22 protein-coding genes are annotated in these 19,540 nt (G+C 49.1%); all 22 read right to left on the reverse strand.

The window, feature by feature from the left end; all coding sequences use genetic code 11:
* Nucleotides 1–15 precede the first annotated feature (15 nt).
* The 22 genes from NST84_RS17680 to NST84_RS17785 all read right to left on the reverse strand — a co-directional run bounded on the left by NST84_RS17680 (nucleotide 16) and on the right by NST84_RS17785 (nucleotide 19,507).
* Nucleotides 16–327, reverse strand: coding sequence for a hypothetical protein (locus NST84_RS17680; RefSeq protein WP_342561483.1), 312 nt, complete (start codon nucleotides 325–327; stop codon nucleotides 16–18).
* A gap of 76 nt (nucleotides 328–403) precedes the next feature.
* Complete coding sequence (locus NST84_RS17685) at nucleotides 404–1,807, reverse strand: FapA family protein (RefSeq protein ID WP_342561484.1); 1,404 nt, start codon at nucleotides 1,805–1,807, stop codon at nucleotides 404–406.
* A gap of 30 nt (nucleotides 1,808–1,837) precedes the next feature.
* The gene (locus tag NST84_RS17690) at nucleotides 1,838–2,626 is read right to left on the reverse strand and encodes a FliA/WhiG family RNA polymerase sigma factor (RefSeq protein ID WP_342561485.1); all 789 of its coding nucleotides are present in this window, start codon (nucleotides 2,624–2,626) and stop codon (nucleotides 1,838–1,840) included.
* Nucleotides 2,627–2,704: 78 nt separating this feature from the next.
* Nucleotides 2,705–3,115: a hypothetical protein gene (locus tag NST84_RS17695; RefSeq protein ID WP_342561486.1), complete on the reverse strand. Its 411-nt coding sequence runs from the start codon at nucleotides 3,113–3,115 to the stop codon at nucleotides 2,705–2,707.
* A gap of 2 nt (nucleotides 3,116–3,117) precedes the next feature.
* Complete coding sequence (locus tag NST84_RS17700) at nucleotides 3,118–3,615, reverse strand: chemotaxis protein CheD (RefSeq protein ID WP_342561487.1); 498 nt, start codon at nucleotides 3,613–3,615, stop codon at nucleotides 3,118–3,120.
* Complete coding sequence (locus tag NST84_RS17705; protein WP_342561488.1) at nucleotides 3,608–4,234, reverse strand: chemotaxis protein CheC; 627 nt, start codon at nucleotides 4,232–4,234, stop codon at nucleotides 3,608–3,610. The genes NST84_RS17700 and NST84_RS17705 overlap by 8 nt, the downstream gene beginning before the upstream one ends.
* A 3-nt stretch (nucleotides 4,235–4,237) precedes the next feature.
* Entirely contained in the window at nucleotides 4,238–4,699 is a 462-nt protein-coding gene (locus NST84_RS17710; protein WP_342561489.1) for a chemotaxis protein CheW, read from the reverse strand.
* Between the two features lie 27 nt (nucleotides 4,700–4,726).
* Nucleotides 4,727–6,793: a chemotaxis protein CheA gene (locus tag NST84_RS17715; RefSeq protein WP_342561490.1), complete on the reverse strand. Its 2,067-nt coding sequence runs from the start codon at nucleotides 6,791–6,793 to the stop codon at nucleotides 4,727–4,729.
* A gap of 34 nt (nucleotides 6,794–6,827) precedes the next feature.
* Nucleotides 6,828–8,225, reverse strand: a complete 1,398-nt coding sequence (gene cheB, locus NST84_RS17720; protein WP_342561491.1) for a chemotaxis-specific protein-glutamate methyltransferase CheB — start codon at nucleotides 8,223–8,225, stop codon at nucleotides 6,828–6,830.
* 35 nt (nucleotides 8,226–8,260) lie between these two features.
* Complete coding sequence (locus NST84_RS17725) at nucleotides 8,261–9,142, reverse strand: MinD/ParA family protein (protein ID WP_342561492.1); 882 nt, start codon at nucleotides 9,140–9,142, stop codon at nucleotides 8,261–8,263.
* Entirely contained in the window at nucleotides 9,139–10,533 is a 1,395-nt protein-coding gene (flhF, locus tag NST84_RS17730; protein ID WP_342561493.1) for a flagellar biosynthesis protein FlhF, read from the reverse strand. Before flhF ends, NST84_RS17725 begins: the two co-directional genes overlap by 4 nt.
* Nucleotides 10,530–12,563 (reverse strand): flagellar biosynthesis protein FlhA, encoded by a 2,034-nt coding sequence (gene flhA, locus NST84_RS17735; RefSeq protein WP_342561494.1) that lies wholly within the window; start codon nucleotides 12,561–12,563, stop codon nucleotides 10,530–10,532. The genes flhF and flhA overlap by 4 nt, the downstream gene beginning before the upstream one ends.
* 20 nt (nucleotides 12,564–12,583) lie before the next feature.
* Entirely contained in the window at nucleotides 12,584–13,678 is a 1,095-nt protein-coding gene (gene flhB, locus NST84_RS17740) for a flagellar biosynthesis protein FlhB (RefSeq protein WP_342561495.1), read from the reverse strand.
* Nucleotides 13,679–13,702: 24 nt separating this feature from the next.
* A complete protein-coding gene (gene fliR, locus NST84_RS17745) occupies nucleotides 13,703–14,488 on the reverse strand; it encodes a flagellar biosynthetic protein FliR (RefSeq protein ID WP_342561496.1) in 786 nt (261 codons plus the stop codon).
* A gap of 10 nt (nucleotides 14,489–14,498) precedes the next feature.
* Nucleotides 14,499–14,768, reverse strand: a complete 270-nt coding sequence (gene fliQ / locus NST84_RS17750; RefSeq protein WP_342561497.1) for a flagellar biosynthesis protein FliQ — start codon at nucleotides 14,766–14,768, stop codon at nucleotides 14,499–14,501.
* 21 nt (nucleotides 14,769–14,789) lie between these two features.
* Nucleotides 14,790–15,557, reverse strand: coding sequence for a flagellar type III secretion system pore protein FliP (gene fliP, locus NST84_RS17755; RefSeq protein ID WP_342561498.1), 768 nt, complete (start codon nucleotides 15,555–15,557; stop codon nucleotides 14,790–14,792).
* Entirely contained in the window at nucleotides 15,554–16,081 is a 528-nt protein-coding gene (locus tag NST84_RS17760) for a flagellar biosynthetic protein FliO (protein ID WP_342561499.1), read from the reverse strand. Before NST84_RS17760 ends, fliP begins: the two co-directional genes overlap by 4 nt.
* A gap of 13 nt (nucleotides 16,082–16,094) precedes the next feature.
* On the reverse strand, nucleotides 16,095–16,460 hold the full coding sequence (locus tag NST84_RS17765) for a response regulator (RefSeq protein ID WP_019910416.1): 366 nt from the start codon (nucleotides 16,458–16,460) through the stop codon (nucleotides 16,095–16,097).
* Between the two features lie 26 nt (nucleotides 16,461–16,486).
* Complete coding sequence (gene fliY, locus NST84_RS17770) at nucleotides 16,487–17,791, reverse strand: flagellar motor switch phosphatase FliY (RefSeq protein ID WP_342561500.1); 1,305 nt, start codon at nucleotides 17,789–17,791, stop codon at nucleotides 16,487–16,489.
* Complete coding sequence (gene fliM / locus NST84_RS17775) at nucleotides 17,781–18,779, reverse strand: flagellar motor switch protein FliM (protein ID WP_342561501.1); 999 nt, start codon at nucleotides 18,777–18,779, stop codon at nucleotides 17,781–17,783. The genes fliY and fliM overlap by 11 nt, the downstream gene beginning before the upstream one ends.
* A gap of 39 nt (nucleotides 18,780–18,818) precedes the next feature.
* Nucleotides 18,819–19,286, reverse strand: a complete 468-nt coding sequence (locus NST84_RS17780; RefSeq protein WP_342561502.1) for a flagellar basal body-associated FliL family protein — start codon at nucleotides 19,284–19,286, stop codon at nucleotides 18,819–18,821.
* The gene (locus tag NST84_RS17785) at nucleotides 19,283–19,507 is read right to left on the reverse strand and encodes a flagellar FlbD family protein (protein WP_342561503.1); all 225 of its coding nucleotides are present in this window, start codon (nucleotides 19,505–19,507) and stop codon (nucleotides 19,283–19,285) included. Before NST84_RS17785 ends, NST84_RS17780 begins: the two co-directional genes overlap by 4 nt.
* Between the last annotated feature and the right edge of the window lie 33 nt (nucleotides 19,508–19,540).

Genomic DNA, 19,540 nt, shown 5'->3' on the forward strand with positions numbered 1-19,540 from the left:
TTATCTTTAAACAGCTCAGAGGCTGAGATCAATTCTGCGGCCCTTGTACGGATGCTCTGCATCATGCGGAGCGTCCTGGCTTTTTTGCTCCTGCCCTGTTGAGGCACTACCCTGCCCGTTGCCCCGCTCCCCGTCACCCCGCAGCTTCGTCTCCGCAGATTCGTCAATCCCGCTTGTCCGCTGGGCTTGCTCTGCAGTATGCTTCACATTCTGTCCGGCCAGCATCTGCTGGTCGAGCACAGGACGGTGAAGCTGCTCATGCTGCACTCTTCCTGCATCCGTTGTACGGGGCAGGGCTATTTGCAATTCAACCGGCTTCAGGCTCATGGCGATCTCCTTTTCAAACTCAAAATGTTTATTTTCAGCATAAAGGAATGGCCGGCCGCTTCAGCTGCCCGCCTGTTTAATTATACGGCGTTAAGGTGATATCGCCATCCATATATTGAAAAACTACCCGTTCCGTCGGATCCTTAACAAATCTCGTATATCTGCCGATAACAATTTTAGAGCCTCCGTAGATGGTTTTTACAACCTCTACCCTTGCTCTGGTAGTATCCTCGAGCATCCGTTCTATTTCCAGCACACGTTCCTTAATCCGTTTCTCATCACGCATATGAGCCTGTTTCGTAGCGTTCAGCTTCACGCGCAGCGCTAATTTGTCCGATGAGAGCTGCCCGGTGCTGGCCAGCTGGCTGAGCAAATAAAGCGCTTTATTGGTTTTATCCTCATTCTCCAGCAGCTGCCGGAGCTCCTGGCGGAGATCATTAATCTCATTGCGCAGCTCGGGAACGACACCTACTTCAACCGCTGTAGCGGTTGACATTGTATTGCCGATTGTCCGGGCAAGCACTCTTTCCCCAGCCTGCACAATCCCGCCTACAATCAGTCCTTTGGTCCCGTTGCATAACACATCCCGCCCTGCTCGGATGTTAGAATGCATAATACTCTGGGATACAATCACATCTTCAGCCGCAACTACGTTGCCGTCCTGTATGAAGGCTACTTTAATATTTTTTCCGGCACTGACGAGGCCCTTATTGTACCCGATAATACCGCCTGTGATTTCCACTGATCCGCCGGCAGTCAGCTCTGCACCCTCTACTCCACCTACAACCCGGATATCTCCGGCCGATTTGACAGAAAATCCTGTCAACACATTGCCGCGGATGACCACTGTACCCACAAAGTCAATATTGCCGGTACTGTAATCCACATCACCGTTAACTTCATATACCGGAAATACATTGATCTTTCCATTGTCGGTGAGCGTGACTAAACCGTCGATAGCCGCATACATTGCGGTTTCGCTCTGGTCAATCAGCACATTTTTCCCAATCTTAAACCGTGCTTCTCGTCCTGGTCTGCAGGGAAGATCTTCTCCGGTGACCATTTTGCCCTTCTGACCTGGCACAGGCGGTATTGTTCTGCAAATCAGCTGGCCTTTTAACACATTGTTCAGACGCACCAGTTCCTTGTAGTCCACCTTGCCGTCTTCTCTTTCCAGCGGCTTGCGGTCTTCCTCAAGATCCATAGCCATAATAACCTGCCCGTCAATGCCATGGACCGGTTCTTCCCCAATAGCGATCGGTACCCGGCTGAAAAAATACTCCTGCGGATTGCTGCTGAACCGTCTTACAATGTCGTGCTGAATACCGTAACGAATCTCATGACTATGAAGGAAGCCTTCAAGATCTTCGGCGGAGCAGGAGAAATTCTCGTCTCTCTTGGAGAATTCTAAATAAGCAATCCCTTTATCCTCCGAAAACGAAATACTTACGTATTGATTCAAAGCATAATTACCGATCAATTATTGCTCCCCCTTGTCACCGTCGCCCGGTTAATCATTTTGCATAAGCAGATCCCGATTTTTCTCAAGAGTTCCGCGCAGACGCAAAATAGCCTTTGAATGAAGCTGCGAAATCCGCGAAGGCGATAATGACATAACCTCGGCAATTTCGCTCAACGAAAGATCTTCATAATATAAAAGGGACACTACGGTCCGTTCTTTCACCGTTAGTTTTTCGATGCCTTTGGTGAGGGTCTCGCGCAAATAGAACTCATTTACTTTACGGTCCGGATTTTTGGCTTTATCGTCCACCAGTATGGACATCCGTGTTTCCGACTCTTCTTCGCGGATCGGGTCTTCCAGTGAGCAGAGTGACATGACAGCAACATCCTGCAGCATATTTTGAAACTCCGTCTCCGAAATGTTCAGATGCTGGCTCATTTCCTCATCACTGACTGATCTTAAATACTTCTGCTCCAGCTGCTGGTAGGCATCCTCGATTTTTTTTGCTTTTTCTCGAACGGATCTGGGAACCCAGTCACTTTGGCGCAATGAGTCCAGAATGGCTCCGCGGACACGCCAGGATGCATAGGTCTGGAACTGCAAACCGCGTTTGTAATCGAATTTTTCAATAGCATCGATAAGCCCCATTACACCATTGCTGGCCAAATCATCTTTGGATACATTTTTGGGCAGTCCGACTGCCAGACGGCTGGACACGTAATCAACAATATGAAGGTAATTCTCAATCAGCCTTTTTTTGGCTTCAGGGTCACCGTGCTCTTTCCACTGCTCCCACAGCCCGTCTGTTACTGATTGAGAAGCTTTTTGCTCGTTCAATGGCTTTCACCCTTCCCAAAGTTTAGTCAGCGGATATCCTGCAGGCTAAGAAAGCCTATATACATGCAGGGATTCCGCTTATTCTTCTTTCAGGTGACGAACGGCCTTGGCCAATTCTTCAGGATCTTTCATGGAGACTAGCTTAGGCGGCTGCAGCGGGGTAAAGCCTTGACTGTCTCCGCTTTCCTCTGCCGGTTTCTGCTTCAGCAGATTTATTAATTCGTCATCTTCATCAGGTGTGCTCAGATCAAACTTCGTACCCAGTGCTTCATTACCGCCGGCTTGTCCGGCGCCATCTTCATCTGATGGGGATTGCTTAACAATAAAACCCAATACCCATCTCAGGAAGAAAGCAAGCACAAACCAAAGAATAAATCCGTAAATCCCCCGAATCAGACTCGTCCCAATTAAATTATGCCCGAAATTTATTAGAAAGGTAAACACAAAACCAACCAGTCCGGACAACAGGCTAATCAGAATTTTCCCCATCGCTATATTTCCTTGGTGCCTTTTTGGACACTGCGGATATGAAGCACTCCGGTGCTGCAGGCAATTTCGATCGTGCGGCCAAAGTTGCCGCCTGTATCCTCGGCAATGAGCGGAATACGGAGCATCTCCAGAGCAAGCTTACAGGATTCCACGTTACGAGGCCCGATCCTCATGGTGTCATTCCCCCCGGCAAAAGCGAACATTTGTGAGCCGCCGGCCATCTTGGCTACGATCCGGCTGCGGACCGCACCAAGTGCCAATAAGCGCGTCAGCAGCTCAGGAACAGCAGTATCAGCAAATTTGGCTATGTTAAGCTGACCCTCCCGGGCAATCTCTGACGAAGGCAGCATAACATGTGCCATTCCTGCCAGTTTTTTTCCGGGATCAAACAAGGTAAGCCCAACGCAAGAGCCAAGACCCGTCGTACGGATCAGACTGTCCTGGCTGCCTACATTAAGATCTGCCATTCCCACCTTAATGATGCTTTGCTCCTCAATCATTATCAAATGGTACTCCTAATGATTTAAAAATTTTCGGGAATGATTCGGGATCAGGAATAAGGAAAAATTGGCCTTCAATTTCATTTTGCCCTTCCAGGAAGGTTGTATCAATGAGCAGAGCATCATCACCCATTTGGCCGAACTGCAGCAGTCCGTAGCCGAGAATGGCCCCCGCCATATCCATTGCCAGGGCAGGCACAGTTGGATACATGGATAGTGAAGTGAAATCTGCAAGTGAAGACAGGTAAGAACCGGCCAGAATGTTGCCAATCTCGCTCAGTGCGGAGAATTCCATCTCCCCCAGCTCCTGATCCGGAAGAATCTCGATTCCAGCAACCCGGTTGAGCAGACTAATAGCTGCTTCCGGAGTTAGAATAAAGAAAAGATTTCCCGGCGCTTCTCCTTCAACACGCAGAAACACGGCATAAACAAGCTCTTCTGCACCGCCCACCTTGTCGGTAATTTCTTCAAAGTTCAGCAGCTGAACCTTAGGAACTGCCATATCAATCGGCTTGTTTAAGAGCTGTGACAATGCGGTGGCGGCATTGCCGGCTCCAATATTACCGACTTCCTTTAAAACATCCATCTTGAAGTCTTTGAAGTTTTTGAACAGCTCCATTGATTATCCCTCTAGGCTTTCCAGTTGCACGATTTCACTCTTATTCAATACCTCAGACAGGTTAAGCATAATCAGGAGACGGTCTTCTCCAATTTTGGCGACCCCGTCCAGATACTTAGCTTTGATCCCGCCCACAACTTCTGGAGGAGTGTCGATGGAATCACGGTTCAAATCGATGACATCATTAGCAGAATCAACAATGAATCCAACTTCCATCTCATTAACATTAACGATAATGACACGGGTCTGGTCTGTGTGCTCTGCTTCCTGAATTCCAAAACGGCCGCGCAGATCAATCACCGGAATAACTACGCCGCGCAGATTAATTACACCTTTAATGAAGGAGTACGTTTTGGGTACCCGGGTGATCGGCATCATACGTTCAATAGTCTGGACCTTATCCACTTCAATCCCGTATTCTTCAGATCCAAGCTTAAACACGATTACTTTGATATCTTCTGCCATGGAATGAACCTCCCTGTTCTATCCTGATTATTTTATAAATGCGTTCGGATCAATAATAAGGGCAACTTGTCCGTCACCAAGAATGGTTGCGCCAGAAATACCCTGAATCTCCGGCAGATACTTGCCGAGATTTTTGATGACAATTTCATTTTGCCCGATAAAGTCCTGAACGGCCAGAGCCGCCATGCGTTCACCTTTACGGACAACCAGAATCTCTGTTTCCTCTTCCGTAGTATCATCAAAATCAGGAATGGCATAGAATTTGCTGAGTGAAAGCAGCGGAATATGGCTGTTGCGGAACTCGATCATACGGGTTCCATGAATCGTGCGGATCTGGGTCTTCTTGATAATAGCCGTCTCTACAATCGATGAGAGCGGAATTGCATATTTCTCTGATCCGATCTTCACAAGCATGGCTGCAATGATGGACAGGGTCAGCGGAAGCTGTACCGAGAAATTCGTGCCTTTGCCAGGTGTCGAATAGACAACTACATTGCCGCCAAGTGAAGTGATTTTGGATTTGACAACGTCAAGCCCCACTCCGCGCCCCGAAACATCCGAGATAACCTCAGCGGTGCTGAAGCCTGGTGCAAACAGCAGCTGAATCGCTTCATCATCTGAATAGCCGGCAGCCTGCTCCTGCGTGATGATGCCTTTTTTGATCGCGGACTGCAAAATCTTCTGCGGCTTGATGCCTGCGCCGTCATCCTCAATTTCAATAAAGACATGATTTCCGCTATGGAACGCCCGCAGATTCACTGTCCCTGTCTCCGCTTTGCCGGAAGCAGTCCGGTCCTGGATCGACTCAACCCCATGGTCAACCGCATTGCGCAGCAGATGCACCAGCGGATCGCCGATTTCATCAATAACAGTCCGGTCAAGCTCTGTCTCGGCGCCGGTAACGATAAGATCGATTTTTTTGTCAAGGGATTTCGCCAGATCGCGCACCATCCGCGGGAAACGGTTAAACACCGTGTCTACGGGGACCATCCGCAGCTTCATGACGATGTTCTGCAGATCACCGCTGACACGGCCCATATGCTCAACCGTTTCAGTCAGGTCGCTGTTCTGAACCTCTGAGGCAAGCTGCTCCAGACGCACCCGGTCGATCAGAAGCTCGCTAAACAGGTTCATCAGCACATCCAGACGCTCAATATCAACGCGGATTGTCCGGGAAGGTGCTGCTCCCGTACGGGATGGAGCCGCCTTGGCGGCATTCTCGTCCCTGGCAGGAAGAGCTGCCTGTGAGACAGGGGCTGGCGCAGCCGCAGTCTCTTGTACAGGGGCAGGAGCTTCAACCGTTGCTGCAGCTTCCAGAGCCATCTGGGCGAGCGACTCCTGATCGAGGGCTATCGCGGTGACCGAGTCGATTTCTGATACATTCATGATCATCGACTTCATTTCGTCGGCACCCTTTTGGGTTATGTAATAGAGGGAGAAGCCGTGATCGAATTTCTCCTGCTCTATATCCTGAACCGAAGGGAAGGATTTGACCACTTCGCCTGAACGCTCGAGGAGATCAAACACCATGTAAGCCCGTACTGCTTTGAGCTGACAATCCTTGCGGATGGCCACGTCAATGTACAATACCTGATGTCCTTCCTGCAGCGACTGCTCCAGAACCGAGTACTGGAACTCATCAAGTGTGATCTGGAGTTCTGCCGAGGCTTCAGCCGCTGCCGGCGCTGCAGCAGCACCGTCCGCCGCCGGAATTTCACCGCGGACGATTGCCTGCAGAGCCGCGACAATCGCCGTTACATCTGCCTTGCCCTCACCGCCTGCTGTAATATCCTGCACCATGGATTCAAGTGCATCCAGGCTTTTGAACAAGGTGTCAAAAATAAAATCCTGCATCCGCAGTTTATTGTTGCGCACCAGGTCAAGCACATTTTCCATCTGATGGGTAAGGGAAGCCAAATCCTCAAAACCCATTGTAGCCGCCATGCCCTTTAGGGTATGCGCAGAACGGAAAATCACCTGTACAATACTAATATCTTCAGGATTTGCTTCCAGCCCCATCATGCTTTCATTCAATGACTGCAGATGATCATTTGACTCATCAATAAACATGGATAGATATTGATTCATGTCCACTAACGAGCACCTCCCCTTCGAGTTCGCTTTTCCTTTATTTAACTGCCTGTACCAGCCGGGGTGCAATTTCCTGCAGCGGCAGCACATGTTTCACACAATGCAATTCTACCGCAGAACGCGGCATTCCATAGACAACACAGGTTTCTTCATTCTCGGCAAAGGTCGAGGTTACACCCGAGTCGTACAAGGCTTTCATCATTCTTGCGCCATCGCTGCCCATACCGGTCATGATGACGGCATGGCGCTCCAGCTCTGTCAGCGGAAGCAGGGATTCGTATAACGTATCCACGGAAGGCCGGTGCCCGTTGCGTGACTCTTCGCTGGTTAGCTCAATTGCATAATGCCCGCCTGGTGCAGGGACAACCCGCAAATGATAGCCTCCCGGAGCAATATAGGCGGCTCCCTGGCGCAAAATCATGCCGTGCTCGGCTTCCGCCACTTCCAGCGGACTAAAGGTATTCAGCCGCTGGGCCAGCGATTTAGTAAAATTGGGCGGCATATGCTGCACAATGACTATCGGTGCCGGGAAATCTGCGGGAATGTTCTCAAGAAATGTTTTAAGGGCCCGCGGGCCGCCGGTAGAGCAGCCAACCGCAACCAGCTTGTGTAAGCTTCTCGTTCCGGGCTTGCGCGCACCTGCACTAGCAGGCGGGAGCTCAGGACGCGAGACGGAGGACACCTCAGGAACTGCTTTGATCTCCGGTAGAGAAGGCGCCGCATCAGGCTGTTTCCGGTTCTTCAGCCGCTCAGCAGCAGGCTTAAGAGGAGATACCGGAGTCTTTGGCACATTACGCATGGTGTCCATCCCGGATTTGCCGGAATTGGTGAGCTTTGCACCCGGTTCCAACGCAGGAGGCCTCAGCTTATCCACACCCTGTTTTGCCGGGGCTTCTGCTGATTTCCTAGAAAGCTCGGGCTTACGTACCGAAAGCTCCGGTACAGCTGTTCTGCCGGTATTGACCGGACGGGCTGGCTCCGGCAAAGTAATCTCAGCCACTTTAAGGGAAGATATCCGTGCCTCACGCTGCTCACGGGCCAGCATTGCCCCTTTCATCTGCTCAATGAGTGATAGACCAACCGTCATGATATCCTGGGAATTAGTGATCGACGGCTTGCGGATGAAATCGAATGCACCCGATTCAAGCGCCATGATCGTTTCTCTCATCCCCTCTTCATTAATGCCTGACAGCATAATAACCGGCAGGGGATGTTTAGCCATGATGACCTTCAGGGCTTCAAGTCCGTTCATTTCCGGCATCTCTACATCCATGGTTACCAGATCAGGCTGAAGCTCGCTGACCTTCTCTATCGCTTCCCGGCCAGTCGCTGCTGTAGCGGTTACCCGGAAGTCAGGATCATTTTCAATTAAATCAGATATGATCTTGCGCATAAATGCGGAGTCATCCACAACCAAAACTTTATATGGCTTCATAGCACTTCCACCTCTGTCCATCTAATTCTGAACAATTACTGTTTACGCTTCAACCATTTGTTGATAAATCCCCTGATGCCCTGCACTTTAGCTGTCTCCACCGGTTCGGCGGACAGGTAATTGAGGGCAAGCCGTTGTACGTCTTTGGCTGCTGCACTGTTCGGAAAAGCCACTGAGAATGGAACTTGTTTCTTGACTGCCTGAACCACATGCGCATCACTGCTGATGAAGCCGAGAAAGGGAATATCCAGCTGCAGAAACCGGCTTGCCGCCATGCGGATTTTATCGCCTGTGCTTCTGGCTTCCTTTTCATCCCCCGCCTGGTTAACAATCAGCTTGAAGGATACGTCAGGATGAGAACTGTGTACAACTTTCATCAGTGCATATGCATCCGTAATTGCAGTTGGCTCCGGTGTTGTAACCACCAGACAATCATCAGCTGAGGTTATAAATTTCAGCGTTTCCTTCGAAAGCCCGGCACCTGTATCAAACAGTATGAAATCCATAGTGTCGGCAATCCGGGCAATCTGTGATGTGAAATAGTTAAGATCGGATTCTGAGAGGGAAAAAAGTTCATCCATGCCTGAGCCGCCTGCAATAAACGGCAGGTCACCGGGTCCTTTTTGGATAATCTCTCCGATATCCGCTTCTCTTTTCAGCAGGTGATACAGATTGTATTTAGCCGTTACGCCCATCAGCACGTCGATGTTCGCCATTCCGATATCCGCATCGAACAAAAGCACCCGCCTGCCCATCGCCTTCAGCGCCAAAGCAAAGTTCAGCGTGAAGTTGGATTTGCCGACACCGCCTTTTCCGCTGCACACGGTAATGATCCGGGCGGAAGGGCCATCTCCGGGCTCAGGCCTGGAATCCCGGCTGGATACCAGCTGCCGCAAGGATTGAGCCTGATCCATCAAACGCCTCCTGTTCCCAGCAGCATTTCACTGAGCAGTTCTTTGGTAGCCATCAGCAGATCATCCGGAACATTCTGACCGTTAGTGAGATAAGAAAGTTTGAGCGGAAAATCATTTAATACATTGAATAAAGGTCCATAGCTGCCCGTCTCATCCAGCTTGGTAAAAATAACCTTATCCAGCTGGTACCGGCCGAAATGATCGGCGATTAATTTCATATCCCTGCTTTTGGAGGTCATGCTCAGCACCAGGAAGGTTTCGCTCTTTAGTTCCTTGGCAAGCAGACTCTGGAGCTCGGCTACAAACATTTCATTACGGTAATTCCGCCCGGCCGTATCCATTAATACCAGATCGCAGCCCTCAAGGCGGAACATTGCCCGCTGCAGGTCACCCGGCGACTGTACAACCTCCAACGGAATATTCAGAATAGCGGCGTAAGTGCGCAGCTGCTCCACCGCGGAAATCCGGTAGGTATCTGAGGTAATAAGACCAACCTTACGGCCATGCTTGAACAGCTGTTCGGCAGCCAGCTTGGCAATCGAGGTAGTTTTGCCAACACCGGTCGGCCCGGCAATATAGACAATCCTGCTATCTGCAGCAATCCCGCCGGCAATTCTGCCGGCCAGAAACTCATTGATCTGCTCCTGCAGCATTACTGCAAAACGTTCAGCGGTCCAGGTCCGCCCTTCCTCATTCCAGCGGTCATAGATATTTCCGATCCACTCCTCGATGAGTACCGCATCTGTATCCTGGTCAATCAGCTGGCGTTTCAGCTCATCCAGCATCTGCGGCAATTCAATACCGCTTGATGAATAACGGGCGATCCGTTCCATCCATTGCTTCATATCCCTGATCTCACGGAGCACATCGCTTTCGAGTGCCGATGAAACTGCCGGTTCAAGTTCCGCGTCCAGACTTTCATAAAGCGCCGACAATGAACCTTTAGCTGGCTTCCGAGGTGCTGCAGGTGTAGACTCAGCAGGCTTGTTCCCGAGTACCTGCGGCGATTCCTCGTCAGCTGCCGGCAGCACAGCTACCGCGCCTCTGGTCTCCTGAACCTCGGACAGAGCAGCTGAAATTTCGGCGGCAAAAGTCTCGGCCGCAGGCCTTTCCTTCGCAGGCACCTGAGAGGCAGTGGCGGCTTTCTGATAAGCCTGCGGCACAGCGCTGCGAGGTATGCTGGCAGGTGCTGCCGGCGCACTGCTCGCGGCAGCAGGTTTGCGCGCTTCTTCAACTGCGGCTACGACCTCTATCTTCTTTTTCTGAAACATTCCCATAAATCCGCCGATTTTGATTTCTTTGGTACTGAGGATTACGGCATCGCTCCCCAGCTCGCTGCGGATGGAATGCATCGCGTCAGGCATTGTATCAACTACATAACGCTTCACTCTCATAAGTTCACCACCCCAACGCTTTGAATTTCAATATTAGGCTCCAGTTCGCTGTAGGATAACACTGGAATGTCCTGCATCGTCCGCTCAATTACCTGGCGTAAATACATCCGGATGGTTGGGGATGTAAGAACAATCGGCTGCTGGCCGGATTGGAGGAGACGGTTAATCTGTTCAGTAAGCCTTTGATAAACGGTTTGTGTGGACACCGGATCCAGCGCCAGATAGCTGCCCTGCTCGGTCTGCTGGACGCTTTCCGAAATTTTCTTTTCGAGATTAGGCCCGACTGTAATAACCCGTAAGGTTTCTCCGGTCTGGGAGAACTGCTGGGTAATCTGTCTGGAAAGCGACTGCCGCACGTATTCCGTGAGAATATCCGGATCTTTGGTATAAGTTCCGTAGTCAGCCAATGTTTCAAATATTGTAACCAGATCACGAATCGAAATTTTCTCGCGGAGAAGCTTGCCCAGCACCTTCTGAATGTCACCGATAGCCAGTACTGAAGGTATAAGTTCATCAACCAGCACAGGATAATTTTCGCGCAGATTGTCCACCAGCTGTTTGGTTTCCTGGCGTCCGAGCAGCTCATGCCCGTGGCGTTTGATCAGCTCTGTCAGGTGTGTCGCTACAACAGAAGGCGGATCTACGACGGTGTAGCCCGACAATTCTGCCCGCTCTTTAACCGTATCGTCAATCCATAATGCGGGAAGTCCGAACGACGGTTCGACAGTTTCTATACCATTAATCGACTCATCATCATACCCGGGACTCATGGCAAGATAGTGATTAAGTAATAATTCACCGCCGCCGACGGTATTTCCTTTAATTTTAATGACATATTCATTCGGTTTTAGTTGAATATTGTCACGGATCCGGATTACCGGAACGACAAGACCCATCTCCAGTGCGCATTGCCGCCTGATCATGATGATCCGGTCAAGCAAATCCCCGCCCTGTCCGGTATCAGCCAGCGGAATCAGCCCGTAGCCGAACTCAAATTCAATCGGATCGACCGTCAGCAGGTTGATTACACTTTCCGGACTGCGCACTTCTTCAATCTGTTTCTCTTCAACGAGCTGTTCTTCGGCAATCTGCTGCTTATTGGCCTTTTGCCCCATACTGTAAGCGGCATATGCCATAAGTCCTGCCAGCGGTAATGTAGACATTACGGTAATAGGTGTGAAAAAACCGAGGAAAGCAATTGTTACTGCAACGATATACAGGAGCTTGGGGTAGGAAAGGAGCTGGCCTGTCAAATCTTCCGCCAGGTTGCCTTCCGATGCTGCCCGTGTAACAATCAGACCGGATGCCGTCGAAATAAGCAGAGCAGGAATCTGGCTGACCAGACCATCCCCTATCGTCAGAACGGAATAGGTTGAAAGAGCGTCCTGAAATGAATCTCCGTGAACTGTCATCCCGATGACAAAGCCGCCGATCAGGTTGATAAAGAGGATGATGATACTGGCAATCGCGTCACCCTTGACGAACTTACTCGCACCATCCATAGCGCCGAAGAAGTCAGCTTCACGCTCAACATTGCGCCGCCGTTCCCGTGCCTGTTGCTCATTAATCATCCCGGCGTTCAAGTCGGCATCAATACTCATCTGTTTTCCGGGCATTGCATCGAGTGTAAACCGGGCGCCTACCTCAGCAACTCGTTCAGAACCTTTGGTAATGACGATAAACTGTACAACAACCAGAATCAGGAACACGATAAATCCGATTGCGATCTGTCCCCTGGCAATCCAGCTGCCGAATGTGGCTACAACCTCACCCGCATGGCCTTCAGAAAGAATCAGCTTGGTGGTTGAGATATTCAGAGCGAGCCGGAACAGGGTAGTAATTAGGAGCAAGGAAGGGAAGATGGAAAATTGCAGCGGGTCCCTTGTATTCATTGCTACCAGAATAATAGTTAGTGCAATCGATATATTGACAATCAGCAATACATCCAGAAGCCATTCCGGGATGGGCAGAATCATCATAAGCACTATGCCGATTACGCCCAGCAGAACTGTTAGATCTTTAGCTTTCAATGTCCTATTCCTCCCCCGGCTTATTTCCTCTTGCCTTTAAGCTTATATACATAGGCCAGCACTTCGGCAACTGCCTGGAACAGATCCTGGGGAACGACATCCCCGATTTCTGCTCTTTGGAATAACGCCCGTGCCAGCGGCTTATTCTCAATAGTCATAACGCCGTGCTCTTTAGCCAGCTCCCTGATGCGGAGCGCCACATAATCCTGGCCTTTGGCAACAATCTCCGGCGCTTCCATTTTGGAGCCGTCATATTTAAGGGCAACTGCAAAATGTGTAGGGTTCGTAATAATTACATCCGCTTTTGGAACTTCCTGCATCATCCGCTGCATTGCCATCCGGCGCTGGCGTTCCCGTATCTTACCTTTAATAAGGGGGTCGCCTTCCATTTTTTTGTATTCATCCTTGATATCCTGTTTGGACATCTTCAGACTTTTTTCATGTTCATACCTCTGGTACATATAATCGAATGCAGCCATAACGAAGAGTACGGCTCCAATCTTGATGCCCAGACTCATAGTTAGTTTTGCGGCAAAATGAAAAGCCCCTTCCGCATCGACATGTGACAGGGAGGCAAAGCTCTCTTTTTCACCCCAAAGTGTGCTATACACCAGATAGGCGATAACCACCAGCTTGAAAATCGATTTAAGGAACTCTACAAAGGAACGCATAGAGAAAATATTTTTGAAGCCTTTGATCGGGTTGATTTTACTAAACTTTGGAGTTAATCCTTCACCTGAAGCCATAAAGCCAACCTGGGCATAGTTTGCAATCAGTGCAAGCACAAATGTAATGCCGAGCAGCGGAGCAAGCAGAAGCAGAATCTGCAGCCCGTACTCGTTGAACATCTTAATTACATTTTCTGCTGTTACCTCCATCTCCATCCGGTTCTGAAGCACATCCAGGAATAGTGTCACAAAGCGTTCTTTCATATAACCGCCAAATACACTCAGGCTGAGCAGTGCCGATAAAAGCACAACCGCACCGGATACTTCAGGGCTTTTGGCAATCTGGCCTTTTTTACGGGCATCCTGCCGTTTTTTAGGGGTTGCTTTCTCTGTCTTGTCTCCCCCAAAAAGCTGAAGATCCAGTTTATAGCGCTTGGTGCTTGGCATATTCCTCTCACTCCCAACAATCAGCTAAGGACTCTTGCCCAGAAGATTTAGAAGATTTTGCATGGATTCAAACATAATTTCGAACAGATTCTGGAACAATACAGCCATACCCGGCATCAGCAGGGCAAGCAGGGTAAGACCGACAATAATTTTGAGCGGAACCCCGATGACGAATACATTATATTGAGGGGCCGTCCGCGCCAGAAAAGCCAGCCCTACATCCGTAAGGAACAAAGCGGTTACCAGCGGTGCCGACATTTGAAAAGCAATGACAAACGACTGGGCAAACGTGCGGATCAGAAAATCCGACAGGCTCCCATCCATCATTTTGACAAAAATCTCATTATCCAGCGGTACCCAGTTATAGCTGTATACGATTGCATTCAGCAGATAATGATGCCCGTTCATTATTAGCAGCAGCATCAGGGCGATCATGTATTTGAAATTACCGATAATAGGTGCAGATGCTCCGGTAAAAGGGTCAATTACATTCGCAATCGCGAATCCGATCTGGATATCAATAAAGGAGCCGGCTGTCTGGATAGTCATGAACATCAAGTAGGCGATAAAGCCCAGCATCAGGCCAATCAGCACTTCTCTGAGGACCATTAGTATGTAGCTGACATCCATGGCAACTGACATTCCCGTTCCCTCAGCACTGAAAACAACCATTGCCACAAAAAAGGATAACCCGATCTTGATTTGCATAGGTATGCTTTGCGAAGAAAAGATTGGGACAACAACAAAAAAGGAGGTAATTCGACAAAAAATCAGCAAAAAGACAGGAAAACTTTGCAGCAGCGTCTCCATTTCCATCAGCTCAACCGATATACATATAGAGATTGCCCAAAATTTGTGATGTAAAATCTACAAGCTTGGTGATGATCCAAGGTCCAAACAGCAGCAACGCAAGCAGTACGGCGACTATTTTTGGAACAAAAGCTAATGTCTGCTCCTGAATTTGTGTCGTTGCCTGAAAGATACTGACAATCAGTCCCACCACCAGACCAAGAACCAGCATGGGGGCACTGGTTTCCAGTACCAAATATACGGCCTGGCCGGCTAGACCGATGATAAACTCCGCATTCACCCCTTACGCCTCCTCTTATTGTCAGGTGTTAAAACTTAACAGCAGTGATTTAACAACCAGGTACCAGCCGTCCACCAGTACAAAAAGCATTATTTTGAAAGGTAATGAGATCATAACCGGAGGAAGCATCATCATCCCCATAGCCATAAGCGTACTTGAAACCACAATATCAATGATTAAAAAAGGGATAAAGATCATAAAACCCATCATAAAAGCCTTTTTCATCTCACCTATGGCAAAAGCAGGCACCATCACGGTTAATGGAATATCACTGTAAGTAGCAGGCTTAACCGTAGCATTACCGCCGGTGTAATTCATAAACAGCAGCAGGTCTTTAGTATTAGTCTGCTTGAACATAAACTCCTTCATCGGGTCAGTTGCCTTGGATAGCGCCTCGGACTGGGTAAGGGTCCCGTTCATGTACGGCTGCAATGCCTGTTCGTTCACCTGAGAAAGCGTTGGCGACATAATGAACAGCGTAAGAAATAAAGCAAGTCCCACCAGCACCTGGTTAGGAGGCATTTGCTGCGTACCGAGCGAGGTTCTGACAAAACCCAGTACGATAACGATCCGCGTAAAGCTGGTCATAAGGACTAAAAAAGCCGGAGCTACACTCAAAACGGTCACAAGGAGCAGAATCGAGATGGAGCTGGTTCCCCCGCCGGTTGTGCCGTCACTGTCTCCGACCTGAATATTGATATTCGGAATAGGATCTGCGTGAATCGGATGCATAAGCAGCATACTGAACATAGCGAGCAAAAGAAAAGAAAGAATCAGCTTTTTGTTCATAAATCCCTCGACTCATCCTTAAGACTATCATCCCGGAGAAGCTCTTCCAGTTTCTCTTTACGCTCAGGCGACTGCGCAAGCTTGGATTGCAAGGTCTCATAAAAAGAGGATGTTTCATTAAGTTCGATTTCCTGAGAAGGTACCTCTCCGCGCACCCTGGATTTGATTTTGGAGATAAGCGGCTCCAGAAAATTGTTCTGCCCTGCCGCCTGATCCTCAAATCTGGAGATGATTAGCGCTACTTCAGCGGGATCAGTGATTTTATCCAGGATGGATATATTCTCACCGACCCCGATCAAGTAGAGGCTGCCGCCAATTTCAATAATCTGCACCGACTTGTTAGGCCCCAGGCCGATCGCTCCAAGCGTCCGGAAGGATTGCCCGCTCATTAAAGTCTGGTTGCGGCGACCGAGAAACCGGATCAGCAGCACTATAAGAACAACAATTATAACAAGCACAAAAATAACCTTCAGTAAACTCAGCAGGGGATTGCTGTCTCCGAGCGTTCCGGAATTGGCTAACATGCCTTAAGCCTGCCTATACGCCCAGTGTTTTGTTGATAGCTTCGATAACACGGTCTGCCTGGAAAGGCTTTACAATAAAATCCTTGGCTCCAGCTTGAATAGCATCAATAACCATAGCCTGCTGACCCATGGCTGAGCACATGATGACCTTGGCGTTGGCGTCCACCTTTTTGATTTCTTTAAGGGCGGCAATACCGTCCATTTCAGGCATTGTAATATCCATTGTGATCAGGTCAGGGCGCAGCTCTTTAAATTTCTCAATTGCCTGCGAACCGTCCTGTGCTTCTCCTACTACCTCAAATCCGTTTTTCGACAAAATGTCACGGATCATCATTCTCATAAATGCTGCATCGTCCACAATTAGAATTCGGTTAGCCATTTTTAAAAAATCCTCCCTAAGTATGTTTATTGTAATTTTTGGATTCGGTCCCACTGGCTGACGATATCCGTAACGCGGACCCCGAAGTTTTCGTCGATAACTACGACTTCCCCTTTGGCAATCAGCTTGTTGTTAACCAGAATGTCAACAGGCTCGCCTGCCAGCTTGTCCAGCTCGATAATTGAGCCTTGAGACATTTCTAGAATATCTTTGATCTGCTTTTGGGTCCTTCCTAATTCTACGGTTACTTTCAGTGGTATGTCCATCAATAAATTTAAATTATTTTCATCGATATTGCCAAAGGCTCCCGCGCTCAGGTTAGCAAATTGTACAGGCTGTACATTTACGTTGCGGTTTGGCGGCGGAGTCTGCGGCGCTGGCTGTTCATACTGCATGCCCTGTGGCGGCATCCCATATTGCGGCATGCCGTAAGGCGGCATTCCTGCAGGAGGATAATAATAGCCCCCCTCCATTCCCGGATACGGAGGCATAGGCGGCATCCCCTGAGGCGGGTATTGCGGCGGAACCCCTCCCTGCTGAGGCGGAACCTGCTGTGTTGGCGGAGCTGGCTCTGCTGCAGGCGGAGCTGATGCTGCAGGCGCCGGAGGCGCCTCTGTCCGTGCAGCAGCCGTTTCCTGTTCGGGCTGGCCGACATCGCCCAGCAGCATAGTCACCATATCTTTGGCAAATTGCACAGGCAGGAGCTGCATAATCGTTGAATCAATCAAATCCCCGATCTTCAGGCGGAACGAGATCTGAATCAGCGTCTCATCATCAGGCAGGCTGCCGACGCCTTCACCGCTCGACATATTAAGAATATCAATGCCCGGAGGGGAAATATTGACAAACCGGTTGAAGATTGTAGACATGGAGGTGGCAGATGAACCCATCATCTGGTTCATTGCTTCCTGCACTGCACTGATGTGGATTTCATTCAGCTCTTCGTCCTTGGGCTCCCCTTCTCCGCCGAGCATAAGATCTGCGATTACCTGGGCATCCCTGATTTTGATGACCAGTGAGTTGATGCCTTGAAAGCCGTCTACATACTGCACATGTACAGCTACATGCGGTTTTGGAAATGCTTCTTCAAACTCACTGCGCGTGATTATGGATACCTTAGGGGTAGTAATATCAACCTTTTTACCCAGCAGGGTGGACAGCGCAGTCGCTGCGCTGCCGAATGTAATATTACCGATTTCTCCGAGGGCATCCTGCTCAAACGGGGTAAGGAAGTCGTCTACCGTTTTGACCTGGGGCGCCATAGAGCCTTCTGCAGATTGTCTGAGAAGAGCATCGATTTCTTCCTGGGATAAATAATCTTTACTCGTCAAACTCCTCAACTCCTTCACTGACAATCTCGTCTATTTGAACAGCCACACGATCCTTTACCATCCCGGGACTTCCGATGAATTTCAGCCTATCCCCTACCTTGATAGACAAGCCTGCATCCACTGTCCTATTGAGAGAGATAACGTCGCCGATACTAAGCCCGAGAAATTCAGCAATGGATAACCTCGATTCGCCTAGCTCTGCCACAATGGGCAACTGCGCCATGTTAACTCTTGATCTTATAGCCTCCAGCTCTACCTCATCACGGACCTTTTTCTCCGACACAAACCATTGATGAACGGATAATCTTGACATAATCGGCTCCAGTACAACGTGAGGGATACAAAGGTTGATCATCCCGGTAGTATCGCCGATTTTAGTGCTCAGAGAGATCAGGGCAATCGTTTCATTCGGCGACACAATCTGCATAAACTGCGGATTTGTCTCCAGCCCTTCCATCCGCGGATTAATGTCAAGCACCGTCTTCCAGGCCTCCTGCAGACTCTCGAAGCACCTGCTGAAGATCCTTTCCATAATGGTTGTTTCGATTTCGGTTAATGCGGTGATCTTGGCAGGGGCTGTCCCGAACCCGCCGAGCATTCTGTCCAGCATCGCAAAGGCAATATTCGGATGCACTTCCATGACCATACGGCCTTCGAGCGGTTCAGCCTCGAAAATATTCAGAATCGTCATTTTTGGAATGGAGCGGATAAACTCATCATAAGGGAGCTGCTCTACTTGAACGACATTGATCTGTACAAAGGTGCGTAATTGAGCCGAAAAGTACGTTGTAAGATAGCGGGCAAAGTTATCATGGATACGTGTAAGACTGCGGATATGATCCTTTGAAAAGCGTACAGCCCGTTTGAAATCATAAGAGCGGATTCTTTTTTGGGTTTCTTCTTTTTTCAGCTCGTCGGCATCCATTTCACCGGATGAGAGTGCGGCAAGCAGAGCATCAATTTCATTTTGTGATAGTACATCAACCAATTTATTCACCCCCCCATCAAGGAATTATCCTGTCAGCAGCTAAATGGATGTCATGATGAAGTTCGTTACTTCAACCTGGGTCAGCTTGCCTTCAGTTAAGGTCTTGTTTATCAGATTTACCAGCTTGCTGCTCAGCTGATCCTTGCCATTTGCTCCGTTAAGCTCCTCGGGCTTTGTATCGGCAAGCGTCTTGATCAGCAGCGGCTTAATCTTGAGATCCTTGATTTTTTCGAAGTCTTCCTTGGCCTTGACGGTATCCAGCTGGAATGCGAAATTTATTAAAACGATATAATCGGGGTCGGCAAGATTAGTTTTGATGTCCGTGATTTCTGAACTCAGCTCAACAATTTCATCTGCGCTCAGTTTTTTGGCTTCCACATTCTGGACTGCCGCATTCACATTATTGGCATCACTCGGGAAAATCCGATCCATCAGTAAAAATGCGGCAACCACAATAAGTGTAATTGCCAGTAAAATCGTAATGAGCCACGGCAGCATCTTTTTCATGAAAGCTCCTCCATCGATTGGACTTTAATGGTGGCAGCATATGTGCCTATGTCCCTGTTATAATCTCTGATTTTAGATATTACTTCTTCTGCTTTCTCAAGCACAATTAATCTTTTGCCTGTTACAAGCGTGATGTACGTATCCGGACTTTCTTCTACCATCTCTACGAGCAGGGCATTGAGCCACATAGGCGCCCCGTTCAATCTTGTTACCGAAATCATAACAGGCCTCCTAACAAAAAATAGGGGGAGGAG

Source organism: Paenibacillus sp. FSL R7-0345 (assembly GCF_038595055.1).
GTDB lineage: Bacteria > Bacillota > Bacilli > Paenibacillales > Paenibacillaceae > Paenibacillus_AQ.

Excerpts from the sequence above, each read along its gene's own strand:
- flhB (WP_342561495.1), bottom strand. The coding sequence starts at position 13,678 with ATGCCAAGCACCAAGCGCTATAAACTGGATCTTCAGCTTTTTGGGGGA.
- NST84_RS17700 (WP_342561487.1), bottom strand. The coding sequence starts at position 3,615 with ATGATTGAGGAGCAAAGCATCATTAAGGTGGGAATGGCAGATCTTAAT.
- fliP (WP_342561498.1), bottom strand. The coding sequence starts at position 15,557 with ATGAACAAAAAGCTGATTCTTTCTTTTCTTTTGCTCGCTATGTTCAGT.
- flhF (WP_342561493.1), bottom strand. The coding sequence starts at position 10,533 with ATGAGAGTGAAGCGTTATGTAGTTGATACAATGCCTGACGCGATGCAT.
- fliR (WP_342561496.1), bottom strand. The coding sequence starts at position 14,488 with ATGGAGACGCTGCTGCAAAGTTTTCCTGTCTTTTTGCTGATTTTTTGT.
- NST84_RS17760 (WP_342561499.1), bottom strand. The coding sequence starts at position 16,081 with ATGTTAGCCAATTCCGGAACGCTCGGAGACAGCAATCCCCTGCTGAGT.
- NST84_RS17785 (WP_342561503.1), bottom strand. The coding sequence starts at position 19,507 with ATGATTTCGGTAACAAGATTGAACGGGGCGCCTATGTGGCTCAATGCC.
- NST84_RS17765 (WP_019910416.1), bottom strand. The coding sequence starts at position 16,460 with ATGGCTAACCGAATTCTAATTGTGGACGATGCAGCATTTATGAGAATG.
- NST84_RS17710 (WP_342561489.1), bottom strand. The coding sequence starts at position 4,699 with ATGGCAGAAGATATCAAAGTAATCGTGTTTAAGCTTGGATCTGAAGAA.
- cheB (WP_342561491.1), bottom strand. The coding sequence starts at position 8,225 with ATGAAGCCATATAAAGTTTTGGTTGTGGATGACTCCGCATTTATGCGC.
- NST84_RS17680 (WP_342561483.1), bottom strand. The coding sequence starts at position 327 with ATGAGCCTGAAGCCGGTTGAATTGCAAATAGCCCTGCCCCGTACAACG.
- NST84_RS17705 (WP_342561488.1), bottom strand. The coding sequence starts at position 4,234 with ATGGAGCTGTTCAAAAACTTCAAAGACTTCAAGATGGATGTTTTAAAG.
- NST84_RS17695 (WP_342561486.1), bottom strand. The coding sequence starts at position 3,115 with ATGGGGAAAATTCTGATTAGCCTGTTGTCCGGACTGGTTGGTTTTGTG.
- NST84_RS17780 (WP_342561502.1), bottom strand. The coding sequence starts at position 19,286 with ATGAAAAAGATGCTGCCGTGGCTCATTACGATTTTACTGGCAATTACA.